Raw genomic sequence first — 17,670 nt, forward strand, 5'->3', positions numbered from 1 at the left:
CTCTATCCCCCTCTAAGCCAGGCCGTTAAATCTCCAGGATTCTTAGGTCTCTCAAACTTTCTAATTTTGCTTTCTTTTTTCTCTCTTTCCTCTTTTTTCTCATATCCGCTTAAGATATCAACTATTTTTTCAATGTAAGACTCAAATTCATCGCTACTAGCTAGATCTATAACTTTCCACTCCTGTTCTGTGAAGAAGGATTTTATATCAACGCTCTCACCATTCATGGATTTTTCATCCTTAATGATAGCTGTATGAATTCTTAGATACTCGGCATTTACGATTTCCTTTATCCACTCGACATCGAAAGGTTTCCTCCACTTTATGTTAAACCTTACATATGAATTCCTTGGGATATGAGGTAGAGAAGCCTTTACAGCTTTTTTTATCTCCCTCTCAGAGTCTCCTTTTATCACGACGTCGATGAAATCTCTCACCTTGATATTAACGAATCTTGGGGTGAAATCTTCGACTATATAAAATCCTTTATCGCTCCCCACTTCCTCTCTAAACGTAACCCCATTCCAAACTAATCTCTTTGCATAATCGCCAAAATCCCATCTTTCCAGCGATCCGGGATATACAACTGGGGAATCCCCATAATTCGTCTCAAACCTCTTATGAACGTGTCCAAGGGCATAATAAAGATAACCTCTTGGTAAATCTGAGAGCTTCAATTCAGCACTATAGCTAGGAAAAACTTTCTCCGTTATGTCTCTTATTCCCTGATGCAGGACTAATATGGCATCTTCATCTGGCCGAAATATACCTTTAAAGAAGTTCAAGTTAGCCTCAAACCATGCAGAACTCATGTATTTCATCCCGTGTATCTCAAGGTTATCATAAACTCCCTTTACGAGCCAGTAGTTCCCAACTCTTTCACTTGTTAAATACTCGTTCTCCACCCTCTCCTGTCTAAGCCCAATTACGTAGAGTAACCCAAGATCTTCAAGGAGGTGAAGAACCGAGGGGCCCCTCTGAGTCCTATCATGATTTCCTTCAATAGCAAAAACTGGAATATTGTTCTCTTTCGGAATTTGGAGTAATTTAATTGCCGTTTTTATCGTTCCTGGGGAAGGTCTGCTTGAATTAAACAGATCTCCAGCTATTATTATAAAATCCACGCTTTCCTTAACACACATCTCCAGGGCTTTTTTGAAAGTATTGGCAAATTCTTCGGCCCTCTGAGGCTTGTTAAATTGTTCATACCCCAGGTGAACATCAGCTAAGTGAGCAAACTTCATGAGCTAACACCTTCAGAAATCTATATCCGGATCTATCCTAATGAGCTCTTCATTCATTTCCCTCCATCTATCCACGATTCCTATGTCCTCTCCACCATATACACCTCTCCCAGCCCTTCCCTCCAATTCTTTGAAGTTATAAATCTTGACGAGGGCCGGAACCTTAATGGCCTGCCCAACTATAACTGCTTCTCCCTTACCAAGGCCAGCTATATCCTCCATAAGATCTTTACTAAGCTGTTCGCTAGCCCTCAAAACATGCTCTTGATCCTTTGGATTGACTATCCTAAGGATTATCTTAGTGTTCATTTGACTTAGAACATCCTCATTTAACCTACTGGGCCTTTGAGAGACCACTCCAAGGCCAACCCCAAATTTTCTACCCTCCCTAGCTATCCTGCTCATGATCTTAGATGCGTCACTTTGTTCGCCCTGAGGAGCAAATATATGGGCCTCTTCAACGATTATAAGAATTGGATAAGCTAGTGCTGGATACTTTTCCCTGATCTCATCCATTATCTCTTGATATTCTCTCACCCTGCTTCCGGAGACCCTATTCAAACTCTTCCTGGCTTTTTCAAAGTCAACCCTTTTCTCAAACACTTCCTCCAAAAATTTCCCGACAACGAGTCTCATCTGATTCTCGTCTAGGGGGCCTAGATCTATTACATTAACCATTCCTGGCCTTATCGCGGCGACCAAATTTTCACTTGTTACGAAAGCTCCATAGTTCCTAAGAAATCTGTTTATCCTATATATTAACCCCCTAATCGTTTCAACTCTCTCGCTTCTTAGTGGTTCAGAGGAGTAATTCTCCTTTTTAGGATCCCAGTATCTTATGCTCTTTTTAGATATCCATTCCCTTAGTTTAACCTCTAACGCTTCAAGTAATCTCCTCCCTCCATATCCTTGATTTTCGTACTTAACAGTCTCCCAGGCCCTTCCTAAGTATTCCCTTTGAATTGAGGCGTGGGTAGGAACCTCAAGAAGGTTTGCTAATTCTTCTGCATCTAACTCATCAACCCTAATTTTACCTTCAATTATATTTACCAGATCAGTCCCCGTATCCGGTAGTCTTAGGTTGACGTAGTCGCCATGGGGATCTAGAACAACAACGGTTCCTCCTATCCCCTCAACTAATCCCCTAATCATAACTGCAACGGCATTGCTTTTTCCTGCTCCAGTAACCGCTAGGACTGCAAAGTGCCTTGAGACAAGCTCATCTACATCTAAGCTAATTTTAACTCCTGGTCTCAGTAGAAGGGTTCCAATCTCTATGCTTGGACCATTTGGCCTATATATCCTCTCTAGAATATCATCTGATGCCCTATATACGAACTCTCCATTTCTGACAGGTACTCTGTTTGGAACGAGCTCATCCCCATCCACTTTCCCAAGTATCCTAACGGTTGCAACGACCTCCTCATTTTCCACCAAGCTCTCTCCATATTCATTTATATCAAGCCTTAAAGAGTTGAAGTTACTTTTTCCAGCTGAAAGAAGCCAATTAACGTTTTTCACACTTCTAACAACTCCAAGAACCCATTCTCCACTCCTGTTTTTAGTAACCACAAATTCGCCAAAGGAAATATTCTCCTCGGGATTAACCGAGAACTCATAGTTAATGAAGCTTGATTCTCCCCTTACAATTCCTATATATTCACCCTCCTCGATCATCATTATACATCCCCTCCCTCACCTTAAGAAAGTTTTCTAACTGTGTATCTAAATAACACTGGAGTTGAAAGGGCCGTAAGCATCGATACTATAACTACCGTTGCAAATATCCCTTCATCTATGAGTCCCTTCTCTAATCCTAGCTTGAGAATTGCAAGCTCCAAGCTTCCTCTCCCTCCCATTCCTATCCCAACGATTATTGCATCTCTAATGGAAGAACCAAAAATTTTCATACCAAGTCCACAGCCAATTAATTTTCCAAGAACTGCAGATGCGTAGAGTAATAGGATTAATAGGATACTTATATCCCTAACATTTGGATTAAACATTAACCCTACGTACACGAAGAACAAGGGTATGAAGAACTCAACGAGAACGATTTCAAGCTCTTCAATTAGCTCATTTAGCTTGATCCTCGTTATGACCATTGGGTCTTTCCTTTCTCTTAATCTACTAATTGTTAATCCCGCTAAATATGCCCCTATTATTTGATTCAACCCTATATCCTGGGCTATAAACGCGAGGGTGAACGTCAACACTATCGTAAACGTGAAGAATATGTGTAGATCCCTGATAATATTGTAAAACCGAGTAGATCTTTTAAATACGAATTCTGAGAGCATTAGAACTCCCAAAATAAAGATAACTATCTTAATTGTTAGAAAGACCAACGAGAGGCCAGATATTCCTCCCTGGGTTATACCCGTGAGTATACCGATTAAGTAAACGGCTATTATGTCATCAGCAAAGGCCGCTCCCATGAGTACCGAGGAGATATCCTTCTTGACCCTCTCCCTCACTAAAACACCACTCGTAACTTCTATTGCAGTATTTCCGAGGGTTATTCCAACAAAAAGCGCAGCTATTAGGCTTTTCTCGAGGAAATAAACTGTTAGAAATCCCAAGATAAACGAGAAGGCCACCCCAAACATGGCCACAACGCTAGCCTTTACTTTGTTCCTGGAGATCGCTGAGAAGTTGCTAGTTAAACCCATGTAAAGCATCATCATTATGAGCCCAAACTCCCCTAGAACCTTAAGCTCACTTGTAGGGAGGACTATCGAAAGCCCAAATGGTCCCAAGATTATACCCGTGAGTATATGGGCAATTATAGGATGGATCCCCTTTTTCTTTAATAACCACTCGAGAGACTTAGCTACCACGAGTAAGATTGAAAGATCAAAGATGTAGCTCATTTCAGGGCCTCCTCGAGAGGAGAGCAAACAGGAACCAGGTTAGCATAAGTAGCAATGCAAGCACCATCGCTATTGTCACGCCCCTTCTAGTTCCGAAAGCTATTGGAACCGGGCCTATCATTATTATACCTCCAGCCTCTACATTTGACTCTTGAGGCTGGCCAAATGCCGAGATTAATGTTCCCAAGAATACAAGCATAAACCCTATCATTATCAATGCTATTCCAGTAATTATTAGAGCTTCACCTTTCATGTTAGAAAGTTTGGGGAGGATTTATAATAGTTTATCTACCCTCCCATACTTGATGCTTGTCATACTTGACTTAGATGATACACTCTGCAATACGTGGGAAGCACTAAGACTAGCCCTGATAAGGTTAACTCCAATCATTATCATGAAGAGAAAATTTAAGCTAATAGCCTATTTCCTTACGAAAAGATATGAAAAGCTCGAGAGCATTAGGGATATACACCTCCTGGACTTCGAAGGGATATTCAACAGGATAATGGAGGATATCTATCGAGATCTTGACAAAGAAGAAATTAAAGAGATGCTTGATCTTTTTGATAGGGCATTCTTTGCTAACCTTAAGCTCTATGACGATGTATTACCATTCTTGAATGAGCTTAAACAAATGAAAGCAAAGCTTGCTCTTGTAACGGATTCAGCTTCAAGCTGGCAAAGAAGAAAGCTTGAAGTACTTGGAATCCAGAGGTACTTTGATAAAATTATAGTTAGTGGAGATACCGGGCATACAAAGCTCGAACCTTATAACTTCTATTTGGCAACGAAAATGTTTCCAAAGGAAGATAAAATTTTCGTTATAGGAGATAGGGATGACACCGATATGAAGGGTGGGAAAGCAATAGGGGCAACGACGATTCTAGTAAAGAGGGGCTACTTCAAAGGAAGAAGGGCAAAGTACGCCGATTATATTGTAAACAATCTATATGAGGCACTAGAGGTGATTAAAGGTGAGCTTAAAGCTTGAGCTTAAAAGGAAAGCCCTTCACATGACTGGATTATCCGTACCCTTAATATACTTAGCCTTAGGTAAAAGTGCTGCAATAACCTTCGTTTTAATATTCTTAATAATCTTCCTGGCGTTAGAGCCTTTTAGACTTGGTGAAGGGTTAAGAATCAAGGTGAAAGAGAAATTAGGAATTCCTGAAGAAGTTACGGAGAAAATAGAGAGAGAAATCGATGGAATAGCAAGAGAACGTGAGAAAAGAGGGATAGGAGCCCACATCTATTTTACAATAGCGGCCCTACTAGTGATCTACCTTTTTCCTAGGGAAGTTGCCATCGGTAGCATTTCAGTTGCAACGTTAGGTGATGCAATGGCCGCGATCATTGGTAAGTCATATGGAAGACACAGGTTCAAAAATGGAAAAAGCGTCGAAGGAAGCTTAGCATACTTTATAACGGGTCTGCTAATATTAACCCCTCTAGTAGGATTGAAAATGGCCCTCTTAGCTTCCCTAGTTGGAATGATAGTAGAGTTCTATGGCCTACCTCCTGACGATAACTTTTCTAATCAGCTTGCAATAGCGATAACCCTTTACTTAGCGGGGGTGAGATAATGAAGTTTCCCAGGATTGGACTTCCCAAGGAGAAAGTTATAGAACTCATTAATGAAAAAACTAAGAAAGATCTAACGTTTTCATCTGGTAAAATCCTTGGCTCGATGTGCACGATGCCCCACGATCTAGCAATCGAAGTGTACACTAAATATATAGATAGGAATTTAGGTGATCCTGGGTTACACCCTGGGACTAGAAAAATTGAGGAAGAAGTAATAGAGATGATCTCCGATCTTCTACATCTAGAGAAAGGCCACGGTCACATAGTTTCTGGAGGAACGGAAGCAAACATACTCGCCGTTAGAGCTTTCAGGAATCTTTCAGATGTGGAGAAACCAGAATTGATACTACCCAAGAGTGCTCATTTCTCATTCATAAAAGCCGGGGAGATGCTCGGGGTTAAGTTAGTATGGGCCGAGCTTAATCCTGACTATACGGTTGACGTTAGGGATGTTGAGGCTAAGATAAGTGACAACACGATAGGAATAGTTGGGATAGCTGGAACCACTGGGCTTGGAGTTGTGGACGACATTCCAGCATTGAGCGACTTGGCTAGGGATTACGGCATTCCCCTCCACGTGGATGCGGCTTTTGGAGGTTTTGTGATACCCTTCGCCAAAGAACTTGGCTACGAGTTGCCCGACTTTGACTTTAAGCTTAAAGGGGTTCAGAGTATAACGATAGATCCGCACAAGATGGGGATGGCCCCCATACCAGCTGGGGGTATAGTGTTCAGGAGAAAGAAGTACTTGAAGGCGATAAGCGTTTTAGCTCCATACTTAGCGGGGGGGAAAGTATGGCAAGCTACGATAACGGGAACTAGGCCAGGAGCTAGCGTAATAGCTGTTTGGGCATTAATAAAGCATCTAGGCTTCGAAGGTTATATGAGAATAGTAGAGAGGGCTATGAAGCTTTCAAGATGGTTTGCGGAGGAGATTAAGAAGATCAACAACGCATGGCTTGTGAGGGAACCAATGTTGAATATAGTCTCCTTCCAGACGAAGAACTTGAAGAAGGTTGAGAGAGAACTCAAAAGTAGGGGTTGGGGGATAAGCGCTCATAGGGGATATATAAGGATCGTCTTCATGCCCCACGTTACCAGGGAAATGATTGAAGAGTTCCTAAAAGACTTAAAGGAGGTCCTATCTTGAAGAAGCTAAAGGTTTATATCCCAGGAATAAAGTTTCCTTCGATTTCAGTTACAGGTGAGTATTGTTATCTAAACTGTGCTCACTGTGGGAGGCACTATCTCAAGGGAATGCTCAAAGTAACTAGAAAAAGTCTTCTTGAAAGATGCATGGAAATGGAGAAAGAAGGGTACACTGGTTGTCTCTTAAGTGGTGGCATGGATTCAAGGCTTAAAGTTCCTCTAGATAAGTTTAAAGATGAGATCAAAGCCATAAAAGAGAAGACAAAGCTTAAGATAAATGCCCACGTTGGGTTCGTGGATGAAAGTGATCTCGAGTGGCTAAAATATATTGATGTAGTCTCCCTTGACTTTGTTGGAGATAATGAAGTCATAAAGAGGGTTTACAAAATAGACAAGAAGGTAGAAGATTATCTAAGGGTTCTTGACCTCCTAACGGAGAACGGAATTAGGGTTGCTCCCCACATAACGATAGGTTTAGACTTCGGCAAGGTTCACTGGGAATTCAAAGCGATAGACATTCTCGTTAACTATCCTATAGATGTCTTAGTCCTGGATGTCCTGATCCCAACCCCTGGAACTGAAATGGCAAATGTCCCAAAGGTTCCCGTTGATGAAGCTATAAGGGTAGTTAAGTACGCCAGGGAAAAGTTCTCGGGTGAATTAAGCATAGGGTGTATGAGGCCATTCGGTGAGTGGAGGGTGAAGTTTGACAGGGAAGCGATACTAGCTGGTGTTGATAGGATAACTAACCCTCCCAGGAAGATCATAGAATGGGCCAAGAAGATTAGAGATGTTGAAATTATCTATGAGTGTTGTGTCATGTAGAGATTTAAACTCCTAAGGGAATATACTATGATGGTGCTCCGCATGAAAGTTGAGTGGTATCTTGACTTCGTTGATCTAAACTATGAACCTGGAAGGGATGAGCTGATAGTGGAATACTACTTTGAGCCGAACGGTGTCTCCCCAGAGGAAGCCGCCGGTAGGATAGCCAGCGAGAGTTCTATTGGTACTTGGACAACACTCTGGAAGCTTCCGGAGATGGCGAAGAGGAGTATGGCTAAGGTTTTCTACTTAGAAAAACACGGGGAGGGATACATAGCTAAGATAGCCTACCCCCTAACTCTCTTCGAGGAGGGAAGCCTAGTTCAATTGTTCAGTGCAGTAGCTGGAAACGTCTTTGGAATGAAGGCTTTGAAAAACCTAAGACTACTGGACTTCCATCCACCATATGAATACTTAAGGCACTTTAAAGGCCCCCAGTTTGGGGTTCAGGGAATAAGGGAGTTCATGGGCGTTAAGGACAGGCCATTAACGGCAACGGTTCCAAAGCCAAAGATGGGGTGGAGCGTTGAGGAATATGCTGAGATAGCTTACGAACTCTGGAGTGGTGGTATAGACCTTCTAAAGGATGATGAGAACTTCACGAGCTTTCCCTTCAACAGGTTTGAAGAGAGGGTCAGAAAGCTCTACAGGGTTAGGGATAGGGTTGAGGCCGAGACTGGGGAAACTAAGGAATATCTGATAAATATAACGGGCCCAGTTAACATTATGGAGAAGAGAGCAGAGATGGTTGCCAATGAGGGAGGACAGTACGTGATGATAGATATAGTGGTGGCAGGATGGAGCGCCCTCCAGTATATGAGGGAAGTTACCGAAGATCTAGGCTTAGCAATACATGCCCACAGGGCTATGCATGCAGCTTTCACAAGGAACCCAAGGCATGGAATAACTATGCTAGCCTTGGCAAAGGCCGCTAGAATGATAGGTGTTGATCAAATACACACAGGAACGGCCGTTGGGAAGATGGCCGGTAATTACGAGGAGATAAAGAGGATTAATGACTTCCTCTTAAGTAAGTGGGAGCACATAAGACCTGTATTCCCTGTGGCCAGTGGAGGTCTCCATCCAGGATTGATGCCAGAGTTAATAAGGCTCTTTGGAAAGGACTTAGTGATTCAAGCAGGCGGCGGGGTTATGGGGCACCCAGATGGTCCTAGGGCCGGGGCCAAAGCTCTCAGAGATGCAATAGATGCCGCAATCGAAGGGGTTGACTTAGATGAAAAAGCAAAATCGAGTCCGGAACTTAAAAAAAGCCTTAGAGAAGTGGGGTTATCTAAAGCCAAAGTAGGTGTCCAACATTGAAGATAGCTAAAATCAGAGATTTATACTTGGAAATCCCTAACGTTCGCTATTCCTTTTTTACTACCCCTTACATTCCTCATAAGTTGGGAACTGCGGTTGACGTTTACTTCGAGGATGTTGCTCTCTTTCCATTAGAAGAGGGGAAGTTGATAGATGTCAAAAAGATAAGAACCCCAAGGTATATACCAGTTAAAGAAGATTACATCATGATATTTTCTCTTGGAGAGATCTGTCTTAAAGTTCTTCATGTTCAACCAAGTATTGAACCTGGAGACAGCGTTTCTTTAGGAGATGAGATTGGAAAGTTAAGGCTTTCAGGATTCTTCTCTCCATGGACTGATAAGCATGCCCACTTTGAGTTAAGGCCATGCAACGATCCATACAGAGCTAGAGGCGGTTTAGTGATCTATCCAATATTAACGGGGATTGTAAGAACTGCAAGAGGGAACGAATTTAAGGTCGTCGAGAAGAACGAGAGGTACGCTATGCTGGAACCTTTAAAGAAAGGTAAGAAAGGAATGACACCTTTTGGATACGTCGAAGGGGGAGTTCCCCACTACAGGTACGGGGCGATACTAAATGGGAACGAAGCATCACTCCTGGGAAAGAGCGTGAAAGCTGAGAGAATTTTACCCAACGGAGTTGGGTTATTTAAGGCTGACTTTAAAGTTTTAGCCAATGGAAGCATTGTTAAGGGAATTAGCGTCTATTGTAACGATGAAAAGATAAAGCTCATAGGAGGGAACTTTGAGGTGGATGAGGTAGTGGAGCTTAAATTTATATAAAATATTTAACCAAGATCAATCCATGAACAGGAAGCTCGACGAGTTCATTAACATTACCTCTTCTACCCATGGGGGGAAGGAAGTGAAGAAGAAAAATAATAGCAAAAAGAGACTTAGAGAGACAAACTTAGACAGCTTTTTGCCAGAGGAGCATATAGAGTTCTTTAAAAACCTAAGGATAGGCTCAAAAAAGATAGCTAGGAAAAAGATAGAGGAACTCTAAATAGACACAACTCCAAGAATAAGGGCAAAGAGTGCAGCGCTCTCGTTCAGGTTGACTTTAATTAGATAATCTCTCTTTACTAAATGATTCCTAACGGCGTAAAAGCTTAGAGCCGCAAGGAGTATAAGGGAATCGTAAGTTGAAAGTTTGCCTCCAAGCATGAATCCAAGGATAAAGGCTAAGGTTCCAGATATTAGAGAGGGGAGCACGCTGTAATTGCTTGGTTCGTTACCATGACCTTTCCATAGGTAATAATTAAGCTTTGAAAATGAGAACGCCGTTCCGAAGGATACCGCGTAAATAATGATCTTATCTAATTTTGAAGTTACCAGCTGGGCTTTTCCAACCCCTCCAATGGTAACTCCCAAGCCCGAGATCGCTAGGCTAAGCATTAAAATGGAGATAAGAAGAAGAGAATTTTTCGAACCTAACTTGTTTAATTCCATTCTCCTCCTAGTATCAACAATTCCTCCAACCCCAAGGAAAAGTCCTGATTTGAAGATAGCATGAGCTAGCGAGTAGAGCGTAGCCCCGGTAATGTTTGACGTGCTTACCCCGAGGAGGATGTAACCCATTTGAGAGACTGTATGATATGCCAATAGCCTCTTAGCGTTGAACTGGAGAATGGCCATTAAAACTCCAAAGATCATTGAAAGGTAAGCGAAGGGCTTCAAGAACTCGAAGTTACCTAGTCTTGAGAGAAGAATCAAACCATAGATCGGGGCTTTAACGACTATTCCAGACAGAATCGAGCTTACATATGTTTTGGCGTTTGAATGAGCGTCAGGTAACCACATATGCAGGGGAAATATACCAGCCTTAAGCATCAATGCTACCGCTGCTAACCGAAGGGGAGTATCATCCCTCAACCCAACCCTCGAGGCAAGTTCAACGTTGAGGTAACCCGTTTGAAAGTATATCATACCCAAGGCTAGAATAAAGATATAAGAGGCCGTCATGGAAAGAATTAAATAGTTAAATGCTGCTTTCTTATCCTTAGAAGCTATTAAAGCATAGGAAGAAACCGAGGAGAGCTCCATAAATATATAGAAGTTGAAATAATCCTTGGATATGAAAGCTCCAATTAATCCAGCATGCATGAGGAGAAGCAGGCTGAGCTCCTTCCAGTTGGTGGCCCTCGGGAGTAAGTAGAGGGAAGAGGTCCCGAAAACTATAAACTCCGCGAGGATAAAGGTCATGCTTATGAAATCGAGATTAACCTCAATTCCTAACTCCCTAGGATAGTTTCCGACGACTCCTCCTTGGACAAATGGAAGAAGGAGCATTGGAAGAAAAATTCCGATAAAATATAGAATTTTAACTTCCTGGGCTAAGGGTAGCCTGAATTTAGCCCTAAAAGTTCCCTCTATCCTAAACGTTCCGAAAATGTATACTAGGATTGAGAATATAACTGGTCCGAGAACCATCACGATTGCATTCACTCCTCTCCCTCCTTGAGAAAGCTTAAAGCCAATCCAGTAACTGCGACATCAACTACGAGCGTTGTTAACATTAGAACGGAAGGAATTGGATCTACTGGATTGGTGAAGTCTCTTAGGGGAGGTCCCTCTCCTACCTCTGCACCCTTTCCTACAAGGTAAAGAACGACCCCAAGGGCCATTAGGGTTAGCGAGAGTAGTTGCTTAAGCTTAAGCTTGTTGATGATTACTCCCATTAGCCCTATAATCACCAGTATCAATCCGCTAACCTCAAACATTTTTAATCCCTCTCCAGAAAGGCTATTAGAGAGTAGAAGATTAGCACAAAGGCCGCACCAACCTTTATTCCGGCAAGTATATTAAACGAACCTATAAGATTTTCATTTGGATTTAGGGAGGTTAGAGCTAATAGCAATAGTAAAAATGCTATTCCAAGGCCCGAGGAAGTTTCTAGAGAGCTCACTGCTTTCTTCCTGAATCTCTTTCTAACCTTCCTATACCCATGGGAAGTTATCAAAAGTATTACCGCGACGGCAAGTATAACCCCGGCCTGAAATCCTCCTCCAGGAGAGTATGCTCCATAAAGCATTAGATAGGCCGCATAGGTTACCAGGAAAGGGGCTACGAGTTTACTCGTGGTTCTCGCTATTAAGCTCATTTTCACGTTTTCTTCCCCCCATGAGTAAGCTAAATCCCAAAGCAGCAGAAAATAGTATTAAAGCTTCCCCAACGCTGTCATAAAGTCGCCATCCAGCTAGTATCTCGCTAACCAGGTTATTAATGTTCCATGCTTTAACGTATGCCTCATAGCTAGCGAGATTTACCTTGAATTTGACTCTAAGGAGGGCAAAGGCTAGGGGTAGAACGGCCAAGCCAAGTGGTAGCTTAACTTTACACTCTCCTCCAGCCCTTTCATAGCCAAATACGAAGAGCCCTGTAACTATCCCTCCAACTACTATACCAGAAAGGGCCACATCTGGAGCATAAGAAAGTAGAACAAGCAAAATGAAGACTAGACTTGTTAGGGAATACACTATCAAGGAGGTCATGAAATCTCTATGCAATATGACAATCAAAGCTAAGGTTAGCATTACAACTTCAAGGATTATCCCAAGCATACATATCCACCTTGACCTTGGGTTTTACCCCTCCCTTATAAGCTCCCCTGGCTATGGCATGACTTATCATAGGATTTATCATCGCTATGAAGATAAGTAGAATTACGAGCTTAGTCCTAATGGCCCAAGAGTTAACGATCATGCTTAACCCGAGGATTATCCCCATTATTCCTCCCGTGTCACATTTAGTTGCAGCGTGAAGTCTAGTGTAAACGTCTGGGAACCTTACAACCCCTAGTGCTCCAAAGAACATTATCAAGTATCCAAATAATAGGGGGAGTAACTCAAGCACTTTTCATCCTCTCCATATGCTTAGCAAGCATTAATCCTCCAACGGAATTTACCATGAGAAGAACTATGGCCATGTCTATGAGGAAGTATTCTTCCCATAGTACACCTAGGATGGCGAGGATTCCAACAACCTTTGTGGTTATCGTGTTAAGGCCCACTATCCTATCCGGTAGCGTTGGCCCAGTTATTACCCTGTACATAGCCATTAAAGCAGTCCCCAGGAGTACCCAAACTCCCGCTACCAAAACATTTTCTTGAGCCATTCTTCAATATCCCCCTTTATGATCTCTCCAGCTTTCTCCACATTCAAAGTCTCCACATCTATCCAATGCACATACAGATAAGTCCCATCAAGTTTCTTCACGACATCCAAGGTTAAGGTTCCTGGAGTTAGAGTTATTGAATTAGCCAATATAGTTATTCCAGTATCGGAGTGTAAATCAGTTCTTATTTTGACGATCCCGGGATTTATATCCATAAGTAAGGCATGCTTAGCGACCTTCAAGTTACTTTCCAAGAGCCTAAAGCCCATTATAATGAGGTACTGGGGTAGGTATATGAAGGCGAAGTAAAGTATCTTCCACGCTAGATGCTTTGAATGCCTTATGTCCTCGGTAAGAAAATCCCTCAGATAATAAGATATTATCGCGGTGGTTGGGAACCCTAGAATTAGGCCTCTGTATGAAAGATCTCCAGTTATACCAAGCCAGAATACCAGAAGGATTAACCAGGTTATTGCGAATCTCTCCCAAGGGGACAGTTTCTGCTTCTCATAGATTTCATATCTGTACCTCTCCTTGACCTCCTCAACCCTCTTTCTTAGGTACAGGTGGATTCTAGTCATTAGAGGATCCTCCTAACCTCTTGGACTAATTTTGGCAGTATCTCTCCAGCTTTTCCCCTTAGGAAAAAGTCAGCTATGGGTGTTATTCCTGACTTCTGAACGTTAATCTCTATGACGACACCCCCAGAGTCTTTAACTATATACGGAATGTAAGCCGCGGGATAAACTAGTCCACTAGTCCCAACAACTATCACGACATCCGCTTCCTTGGCTAGCTTAAAAGCTTCATTGAGCTCTTTACTTGGTAAAGGTTCCCCGAACCACACCACATCTGGCCTTAGAAGCGAACCACACTTTGGGCACTTTGGAAGATCCTCGCTTAAAATCTCATCTATCCTTCCACTTTCCTTTAAATGCTCTCTAAACTCACAGCTTGTGCACCTAACCCGAAATATGTTCCCATGTAATTCAATCAAATTCTTAGTCCCTGCTTCCCTGTGTAAATCATCAACATTTTGGGTGATTACTGCCTTTAAGATCCCCATTTTTTCCAGTTCAACTAGGGCATAGTGAGCAGGGTTTGGCTTAGCCTTCAGGATTTTCTTGATCCTCCACTTATAGAAGTCCCAAACTAGCTTTGGATTTCTCTCAAAAGCCTCTGGAGTCGCCAACTCTTCCGGCCTATACTTCTTCCATAGCCCATCTTTACCCCTGAATGTTGGAATCCCGCTCTCGGCACTTATACCTGCCCCAGTAAATGCTATGACATTTTTCGATGAAGCTAAAACCCTCGCTACCTCGGCCATCATCAAACTTTATTTAGACGAACGTCTTAAAAACTGTTCCTTCAGGGTATGTTTTTATACCCTTAACTCAACAATAAACCATGCAACATGTCATCGCGCTTCACCAAGTTTATGGTGAACTAATATTTAGAGGGTTAAAATGGCATGAAATTAGGAGGAGTAGGGTGTTTGAAGAGGGAGACATCGTTTTTCTTTACATAGCTAGAGGGGATCTGTACACTTTAAAGAAGACCCTTAGGAAGCTTGGGTTAACTGAAGAGCAGACAATAACAAAGAGAGGAACGATAGCTGGAGGGTTTGAAGTTGGAGAAGTCATTAAGGCCGACTTTGAAACCCTGTGGGAGTTGACGAAGGATAGTAGTGGATTAAGCTTTGTGCATGGCGAGGAAGAAGGAAAGAGATGGCTTAAGAGGTACATAAACGATTACGGCTATGCCTTCGTCATAGAAAAGCCCTTCCTGTTTAAGGATCCCGTTACAAGGGAAGAACTCAAGGAAAAGTACGGAGTTCACGTTGAGGGAATAGTCCATCTATCCTTAAGAACCAGACGTCCCTGGGTTAGGGAACTTCTGGAGGATCTCATGAGCAGAGACTTTGAGTACATTTAATACACAAATTTGCTCCAAAAGCAACAAAATAGCACAAAGGTTTTTAAACTAGATTAGGTATTATCCATCGGGTGAAAAGCGAATGACGATAAAAACGCCCACCGTAAAGGTACCTGGACTTGGCACTGATCCCTTAGAGCAAAGAATTAAGGAGAAGGAGAAGAAGTGGAAATATAAGATAGCAGTCCTCAGCGGTAAGGGAGGAGTGGGAAAGAGCACCGTCGCGGTTAACCTCACAGCGGCCCTTGCAAAGATGGGATACTTTGTTGGAATATTGGATGCCGATATTCATGGTCCAAATGTCGCTAAGATGCTCGGCGTAGACAAGGAGGAGGTCTATGCTGAGAAGTTTGATGACGGTCACTTCGAGATGATACCACCAACAACGGATTTCATGGGACAGGTGACCCCAATAAAGGTCATGAGCATGGGAATGATGGTTCCCGAAGATCAGCCAGTAATCTGGAGGGGACCGCTAGTTACTAAGGCCATAAAACAACTCCTTGGAGACGTTAAGTGGGGCTCCTTAGACTTCATGATAATAGACTTTCCCCCAGGGACTGGAGATGAAATCCTCACGGTTGTGCAATCTATTAAACTTGATGCAGCTATAATAGTCACGACCCCCCAGGAAGTAGCCCTACTTGACACAGGAAAAGCAGTGAACATGATGAAGAAAATGGAGGTTCCATACGTGGCCGTTGTTGAAAATATGAGCTATCTCATATGTCCCCACTGTGGAAATAAGATAGACATATTTGGAGAAGGAGGAGGGGAGAAGCTCGCTCAAAAGGAGGGAGTTGACTTCCTGGGTAAGATTCCAATAGATTTGAAGGCCAGGGAAGCGAGCGATTTAGGGATACCTATAGTTTTATACGAGGATACACCCGCGGCTAAGGCTTTCATGGAGTTAGCCGAAAAATTAGTTAACAAGCTCAAGGAAATTAAGGGTGATGGAGGAAAGGAGTGAGGGAGTTATCTTAGCTTTAATTGGAATGCTCCTCTATGGGCTTGAACCGGTGGTTATAAGTTACAATCCAGTCAATCCAATAAGCTTCGCATTCTTTTCTGCTTTTTTGGCTTCCTTAATCCTACTACCTTTTGCCAACTTTGAAGAAGTTAAAGTTAATTGGAAGAGAGGGTTATTCATAGGATTCTTTGGAACATTCTTAGCTTACTTAGCTTATTCATTTGGAACTAAGATGTCGAGTTCTGTCAATGCAGCGCTAATAACAAGGACGGAGGTACTATTTTCATTTATTCTATCTTACGTTATCCTAGGGGAAGCGATAAGTAAGAGTAGGATTGCTTACTCAACTTTGGTCATTATCGGAGTTGTTCTGGTCATGACTCAGGGAAAGAGGGTTACACTAAATCCAGGTGACGGCCTTTTATTGCTAGTCCCACTATTCTGGCAGATGGGTCATGTTATAGCAAAAAGGACGAAAGCTGGGCCTCAGACGATAGCATTACTGAGGAATTCTTTTGGGGCCCTATTCCTTTTTGTACCAGCTTTACTTACCGGAATATCCTTCACCCTTTATTCCGTCGTGGAGGGTGTTATCATAGCCTTAGGCCAGCTCATATGGTACTCAGCGATAAAGAGAATAGATCTATCCCTTGCAACCGCAATAATAACTCCAGCTCCCGCTGTCGCTATAGGAATTGCCCTAATTACCGGAACACCAGTAACACCTTGGCATATATTTGGTTTTCTGTTCATAACCGTGGGAACGCTTGGGCTTACTAGAGATTGAGCTTTTTCATGACATTGTCTTTAATCCTTTTGAACTCTTCCTTATCTTGAAACTCCCAGTAATGCTCTCTTCCTGGGAATTTCCCCTCCTTAACCTCTTCCCTGAAGGTTGAGATGGCCCTTAATATCTCTTCCTTCAGGTTAGCATATCTCTTGGCAAAAGGTGGAGAACTCTCATATAAACCCAAGACATCGTGCCAAACTAGGACTTGTCCATCCACATAGGGTCCTGATCCTATTCCTATCGTTGGAATCGATACTTCCTCCGTCACTAGTTTAGCAACATCCGCTAAGACAAACTCCAAAACAATGGCAAATGCCCCAGCTTTTTCCAAAGCTTTTGCATCCCTGAGTATCTCCTCAACCTCCTCCTCAGTTCCCCCCATTATTCTATAACCTCCAAGCCTTAGGTACCTCTGGGGAGTTAATCCCGTATGTCCCATAACTGGAATTCCGATCCTAACGAGTTTTTTAACGAGCTTTCTATGATCGTAGCCACCTTCAATCTTAACGGCATCGGCCCCAGCTTGAACTAGCTTTATGGCGTTCTTAATTCCCTCCTCAACGCTAACTTCGTAACTGCCAAAGGGCATATCGGCCAAAACTAGGGCCCTCTTCACGGCTTTAGCAACGGCCCTAGTATGGAAAATCATCTGCTCCATCGTGACGTTAAGGGTACTTGGTTCTCCATAAACAACCATACCAAGGGAGTCACCAATGAAAACTATATCGAACCCGGCCTTATCCGCTAGTAACGCTGAAGGATAATCGTAAGCTGTTATCATGGTTATCTTTTCCTTTCCCTTCATCTCCCTTATTCTTTTTGGAGTGATCTCTCTCATTTTACCACCAATATATTCAATT

Annotated in this window: 22 protein-coding genes and 1 pseudogene; 10 read left to right on the forward strand and 13 right to left on the reverse strand. The window is 42.6% G+C overall.

The window, feature by feature from the left end; genetic code table 11:
- Positions 1-2: 2 nt before the first annotated feature.
- The 4 genes from mre11 to PH_RS04415 are packed head-to-tail and all read right to left on the reverse strand — an operon-like array spanning position 3 to position 4,370.
- Positions 3-1,244 carry a DNA double-strand break repair protein Mre11 gene (gene mre11, locus PH_RS04400; RefSeq protein WP_010885021.1) on the reverse strand — a complete coding sequence of 414 codons (1,242 nt, stop codon included), beginning with the start codon at positions 1,242-1,244 and terminating at the stop codon, positions 3-5.
- Positions 1,245-1,256: 12 nt separating this feature from the next.
- Positions 1,257-2,924, reverse strand: coding sequence for a DNA double-strand break repair helicase HerA (gene herA, locus PH_RS04405; protein WP_010885022.1), 1,668 nt, complete (start codon positions 2,922-2,924; stop codon positions 1,257-1,259).
- A gap of 20 nt (positions 2,925-2,944) precedes the next feature.
- On the reverse strand, positions 2,945-4,117 hold the full coding sequence (locus tag PH_RS04410) for a cation:proton antiporter (protein ID WP_010885023.1): 1,173 nt from the start codon (positions 4,115-4,117) through the stop codon (positions 2,945-2,947).
- Position 4,118: 1 nt separating this feature from the next.
- The gene (locus tag PH_RS04415; RefSeq protein ID WP_010885024.1) at positions 4,119-4,370 is read right to left on the reverse strand and encodes a TIGR00304 family membrane protein; all 252 of its coding nucleotides are present in this window, start codon (positions 4,368-4,370) and stop codon (positions 4,119-4,121) included.
- 52 nt (positions 4,371-4,422) lie between these two features.
- Here PH_RS04415 and PH_RS04420 point away from each other — a divergent pair, with 52 nt between their 5' ends.
- From PH_RS04420 to PH_RS04450, 7 genes and pseudogenes are all read left to right on the forward strand, one after another.
- A complete protein-coding gene (locus tag PH_RS04420; protein WP_048053262.1) occupies positions 4,423-5,109 on the forward strand; it encodes an HAD family hydrolase in 687 nt (228 codons plus the stop codon).
- On the forward strand, positions 5,093-5,701 hold the full coding sequence (locus PH_RS04425) for a diacylglycerol/polyprenol kinase family protein (RefSeq protein WP_010885026.1): 609 nt from the start codon (positions 5,093-5,095) through the stop codon (positions 5,699-5,701). The genes PH_RS04420 and PH_RS04425 overlap by 17 nt, the downstream gene beginning before the upstream one ends.
- Positions 5,701-6,852 (forward strand): tyrosine decarboxylase MfnA, encoded by a 1,152-nt coding sequence (gene mfnA / locus PH_RS04430; protein WP_010885027.1) that lies wholly within the window; start codon positions 5,701-5,703, stop codon positions 6,850-6,852. The genes PH_RS04425 and mfnA overlap by 1 nt, the downstream gene beginning before the upstream one ends.
- Positions 6,849-7,676 (forward strand): radical SAM protein, encoded by an 828-nt coding sequence (locus PH_RS04435; protein WP_083755787.1) that lies wholly within the window; start codon positions 6,849-6,851, stop codon positions 7,674-7,676. Before mfnA ends, PH_RS04435 begins: the two co-directional genes overlap by 4 nt.
- A gap of 42 nt (positions 7,677-7,718) precedes the next feature.
- Positions 7,719-8,982: pseudogene (rbcL, locus tag PH_RS04440) on the forward strand (type III ribulose-bisphosphate carboxylase).
- Between the two features lie 10 nt (positions 8,983-8,992).
- On the forward strand, positions 8,993-9,781 hold the full coding sequence (locus PH_RS04445) for a hypothetical protein (protein ID WP_048053264.1): 789 nt from the start codon (positions 8,993-8,995) through the stop codon (positions 9,779-9,781).
- Positions 9,782-9,803: 22 nt separating this feature from the next.
- The gene (locus tag PH_RS04450; protein ID WP_010885031.1) at positions 9,804-10,004 is read left to right on the forward strand and encodes a PCNA-inhibitor; all 201 of its coding nucleotides are present in this window, start codon (positions 9,804-9,806) and stop codon (positions 10,002-10,004) included.
- Here the strand turns inward: PH_RS04450 and PH_RS04455 are convergent.
- The 8 genes from PH_RS04455 to cobB are packed head-to-tail and all read right to left on the reverse strand — an operon-like array spanning position 10,001 to position 14,445.
- On the reverse strand, positions 10,001-11,446 hold the full coding sequence (locus PH_RS04455; RefSeq protein ID WP_010885032.1) for a monovalent cation/H+ antiporter subunit D family protein: 1,446 nt from the start codon (positions 11,444-11,446) through the stop codon (positions 10,001-10,003). The two genes, PH_RS04450 and PH_RS04455, sit on opposite strands and share 4 nt — an antisense overlap.
- Positions 11,443-11,721, reverse strand: coding sequence for a cation:proton antiporter subunit C (locus PH_RS04460; RefSeq protein ID WP_010885033.1), 279 nt, complete (start codon positions 11,719-11,721; stop codon positions 11,443-11,445). The genes PH_RS04455 and PH_RS04460 overlap by 4 nt, the downstream gene beginning before the upstream one ends.
- A gap of 2 nt (positions 11,722-11,723) precedes the next feature.
- Positions 11,724-12,107 carry a Na(+)/H(+) antiporter subunit B gene (locus tag PH_RS04465; protein ID WP_010885034.1) on the reverse strand — a complete coding sequence of 128 codons (384 nt, stop codon included), beginning with the start codon at positions 12,105-12,107 and terminating at the stop codon, positions 11,724-11,726.
- Positions 12,073-12,561 carry a hydrogenase subunit MbhD domain-containing protein gene (locus PH_RS04470; protein ID WP_010885035.1) on the reverse strand — a complete coding sequence of 163 codons (489 nt, stop codon included), beginning with the start codon at positions 12,559-12,561 and terminating at the stop codon, positions 12,073-12,075. The genes PH_RS04465 and PH_RS04470 overlap by 35 nt, the downstream gene beginning before the upstream one ends.
- Positions 12,542-12,853 (reverse strand): monovalent cation/H(+) antiporter subunit G, encoded by a 312-nt coding sequence (mnhG, locus tag PH_RS04475; RefSeq protein ID WP_010885036.1) that lies wholly within the window; start codon positions 12,851-12,853, stop codon positions 12,542-12,544. The genes PH_RS04470 and mnhG overlap by 20 nt, the downstream gene beginning before the upstream one ends.
- On the reverse strand, positions 12,846-13,115 hold the full coding sequence (locus PH_RS04480; RefSeq protein ID WP_010885038.1) for a monovalent cation/H+ antiporter complex subunit F: 270 nt from the start codon (positions 13,113-13,115) through the stop codon (positions 12,846-12,848). The genes mnhG and PH_RS04480 overlap by 8 nt, the downstream gene beginning before the upstream one ends.
- Positions 13,091-13,696, reverse strand: coding sequence for a monovalent cation/H+ antiporter subunit E (locus tag PH_RS04485; protein WP_010885039.1), 606 nt, complete (start codon positions 13,694-13,696; stop codon positions 13,091-13,093). Before PH_RS04485 ends, PH_RS04480 begins: the two co-directional genes overlap by 25 nt.
- On the reverse strand, positions 13,696-14,445 hold the full coding sequence (cobB, locus tag PH_RS04490) for an NAD-dependent protein deacetylase (protein WP_010885040.1): 750 nt from the start codon (positions 14,443-14,445) through the stop codon (positions 13,696-13,698). The genes PH_RS04485 and cobB overlap by 1 nt, the downstream gene beginning before the upstream one ends.
- 77 nt (positions 14,446-14,522) lie before the next feature.
- On the opposite strand from cobB, the gene PH_RS04495 reads away from it, so the two are divergent.
- From PH_RS04495 to PH_RS04505, 3 genes are all read left to right on the forward strand, one after another.
- A complete protein-coding gene (locus tag PH_RS04495) occupies positions 14,523-15,050 on the forward strand; it encodes an ASCH domain-containing protein (protein ID WP_010885041.1) in 528 nt (175 codons plus the stop codon).
- An 82-nt stretch (positions 15,051-15,132) separates the two neighbouring features.
- Positions 15,133-16,020: an Mrp/NBP35 family ATP-binding protein gene (locus tag PH_RS04500; RefSeq protein ID WP_010885042.1), complete on the forward strand. Its 888-nt coding sequence runs from the start codon at positions 15,133-15,135 to the stop codon at positions 16,018-16,020.
- Positions 16,004-16,807 (forward strand): DMT family transporter, encoded by an 804-nt coding sequence (locus PH_RS04505; protein ID WP_048053265.1) that lies wholly within the window; start codon positions 16,004-16,006, stop codon positions 16,805-16,807. Before PH_RS04500 ends, PH_RS04505 begins: the two co-directional genes overlap by 17 nt.
- Here PH_RS04505 and panB read toward each other — a convergent pair.
- Positions 16,797-17,648: a 3-methyl-2-oxobutanoate hydroxymethyltransferase gene (panB, locus tag PH_RS04510; RefSeq protein ID WP_010885044.1), complete on the reverse strand. Its 852-nt coding sequence runs from the start codon at positions 17,646-17,648 to the stop codon at positions 16,797-16,799. The genes PH_RS04505 and panB overlap by 11 nt on opposite strands.
- Between the last annotated feature and the right edge of the window lie 22 nt (positions 17,649-17,670).

The organism is Pyrococcus horikoshii OT3, assembly GCF_000011105.1.
GTDB lineage: Archaea > Methanobacteriota_B > Thermococci > Thermococcales > Thermococcaceae > Pyrococcus > Pyrococcus horikoshii.

Excerpts from the sequence above, each read along its gene's own strand:
- PH_RS04500 (WP_010885042.1), top strand. The coding sequence starts at position 15,133 with ATGACGATAAAAACGCCCACCGTAAAGGTACCTGGACTTGGCACTGAT.
- PH_RS04410 (WP_010885023.1), bottom strand. The coding sequence starts at position 4,117 with ATGAGCTACATCTTTGATCTTTCAATCTTACTCGTGGTAGCTAAGTCT.
- PH_RS04420 (WP_048053262.1), top strand. The coding sequence starts at position 4,423 with ATGCTTGTCATACTTGACTTAGATGATACACTCTGCAATACGTGGGAA.
- cobB (WP_010885040.1), bottom strand. The coding sequence starts at position 14,445 with ATGATGGCCGAGGTAGCGAGGGTTTTAGCTTCATCGAAAAATGTCATA.
- PH_RS04485 (WP_010885039.1), bottom strand. The coding sequence starts at position 13,696 with ATGACTAGAATCCACCTGTACCTAAGAAAGAGGGTTGAGGAGGTCAAG.
- PH_RS04480 (WP_010885038.1), bottom strand. The coding sequence starts at position 13,115 with ATGGCTCAAGAAAATGTTTTGGTAGCGGGAGTTTGGGTACTCCTGGGG.
- panB (WP_010885044.1), bottom strand. The coding sequence starts at position 17,648 with ATGAGAGAGATCACTCCAAAAAGAATAAGGGAGATGAAGGGAAAGGAA.
- mre11 (WP_010885021.1), bottom strand. The coding sequence starts at position 1,244 with ATGAAGTTTGCTCACTTAGCTGATGTTCACCTGGGGTATGAACAATTT.
- PH_RS04450 (WP_010885031.1), top strand. The coding sequence starts at position 9,804 with ATGAACAGGAAGCTCGACGAGTTCATTAACATTACCTCTTCTACCCAT.
- PH_RS04495 (WP_010885041.1), top strand. The coding sequence starts at position 14,523 with ATGCAACATGTCATCGCGCTTCACCAAGTTTATGGTGAACTAATATTT.
- PH_RS04470 (WP_010885035.1), bottom strand. The coding sequence starts at position 12,561 with ATGCTTGGGATAATCCTTGAAGTTGTAATGCTAACCTTAGCTTTGATT.
- PH_RS04415 (WP_010885024.1), bottom strand. The coding sequence starts at position 4,370 with ATGAAAGGTGAAGCTCTAATAATTACTGGAATAGCATTGATAATGATA.
- herA (WP_010885022.1), bottom strand. The coding sequence starts at position 2,924 with ATGATGATCGAGGAGGGTGAATATATAGGAATTGTAAGGGGAGAATCA.
- PH_RS04505 (WP_048053265.1), top strand. The coding sequence starts at position 16,004 with ATGGAGGAAAGGAGTGAGGGAGTTATCTTAGCTTTAATTGGAATGCTC.
- PH_RS04460 (WP_010885033.1), bottom strand. The coding sequence starts at position 11,721 with ATGTTTGAGGTTAGCGGATTGATACTGGTGATTATAGGGCTAATGGGA.
- mfnA (WP_010885027.1), top strand. The coding sequence starts at position 5,701 with ATGAAGTTTCCCAGGATTGGACTTCCCAAGGAGAAAGTTATAGAACTC.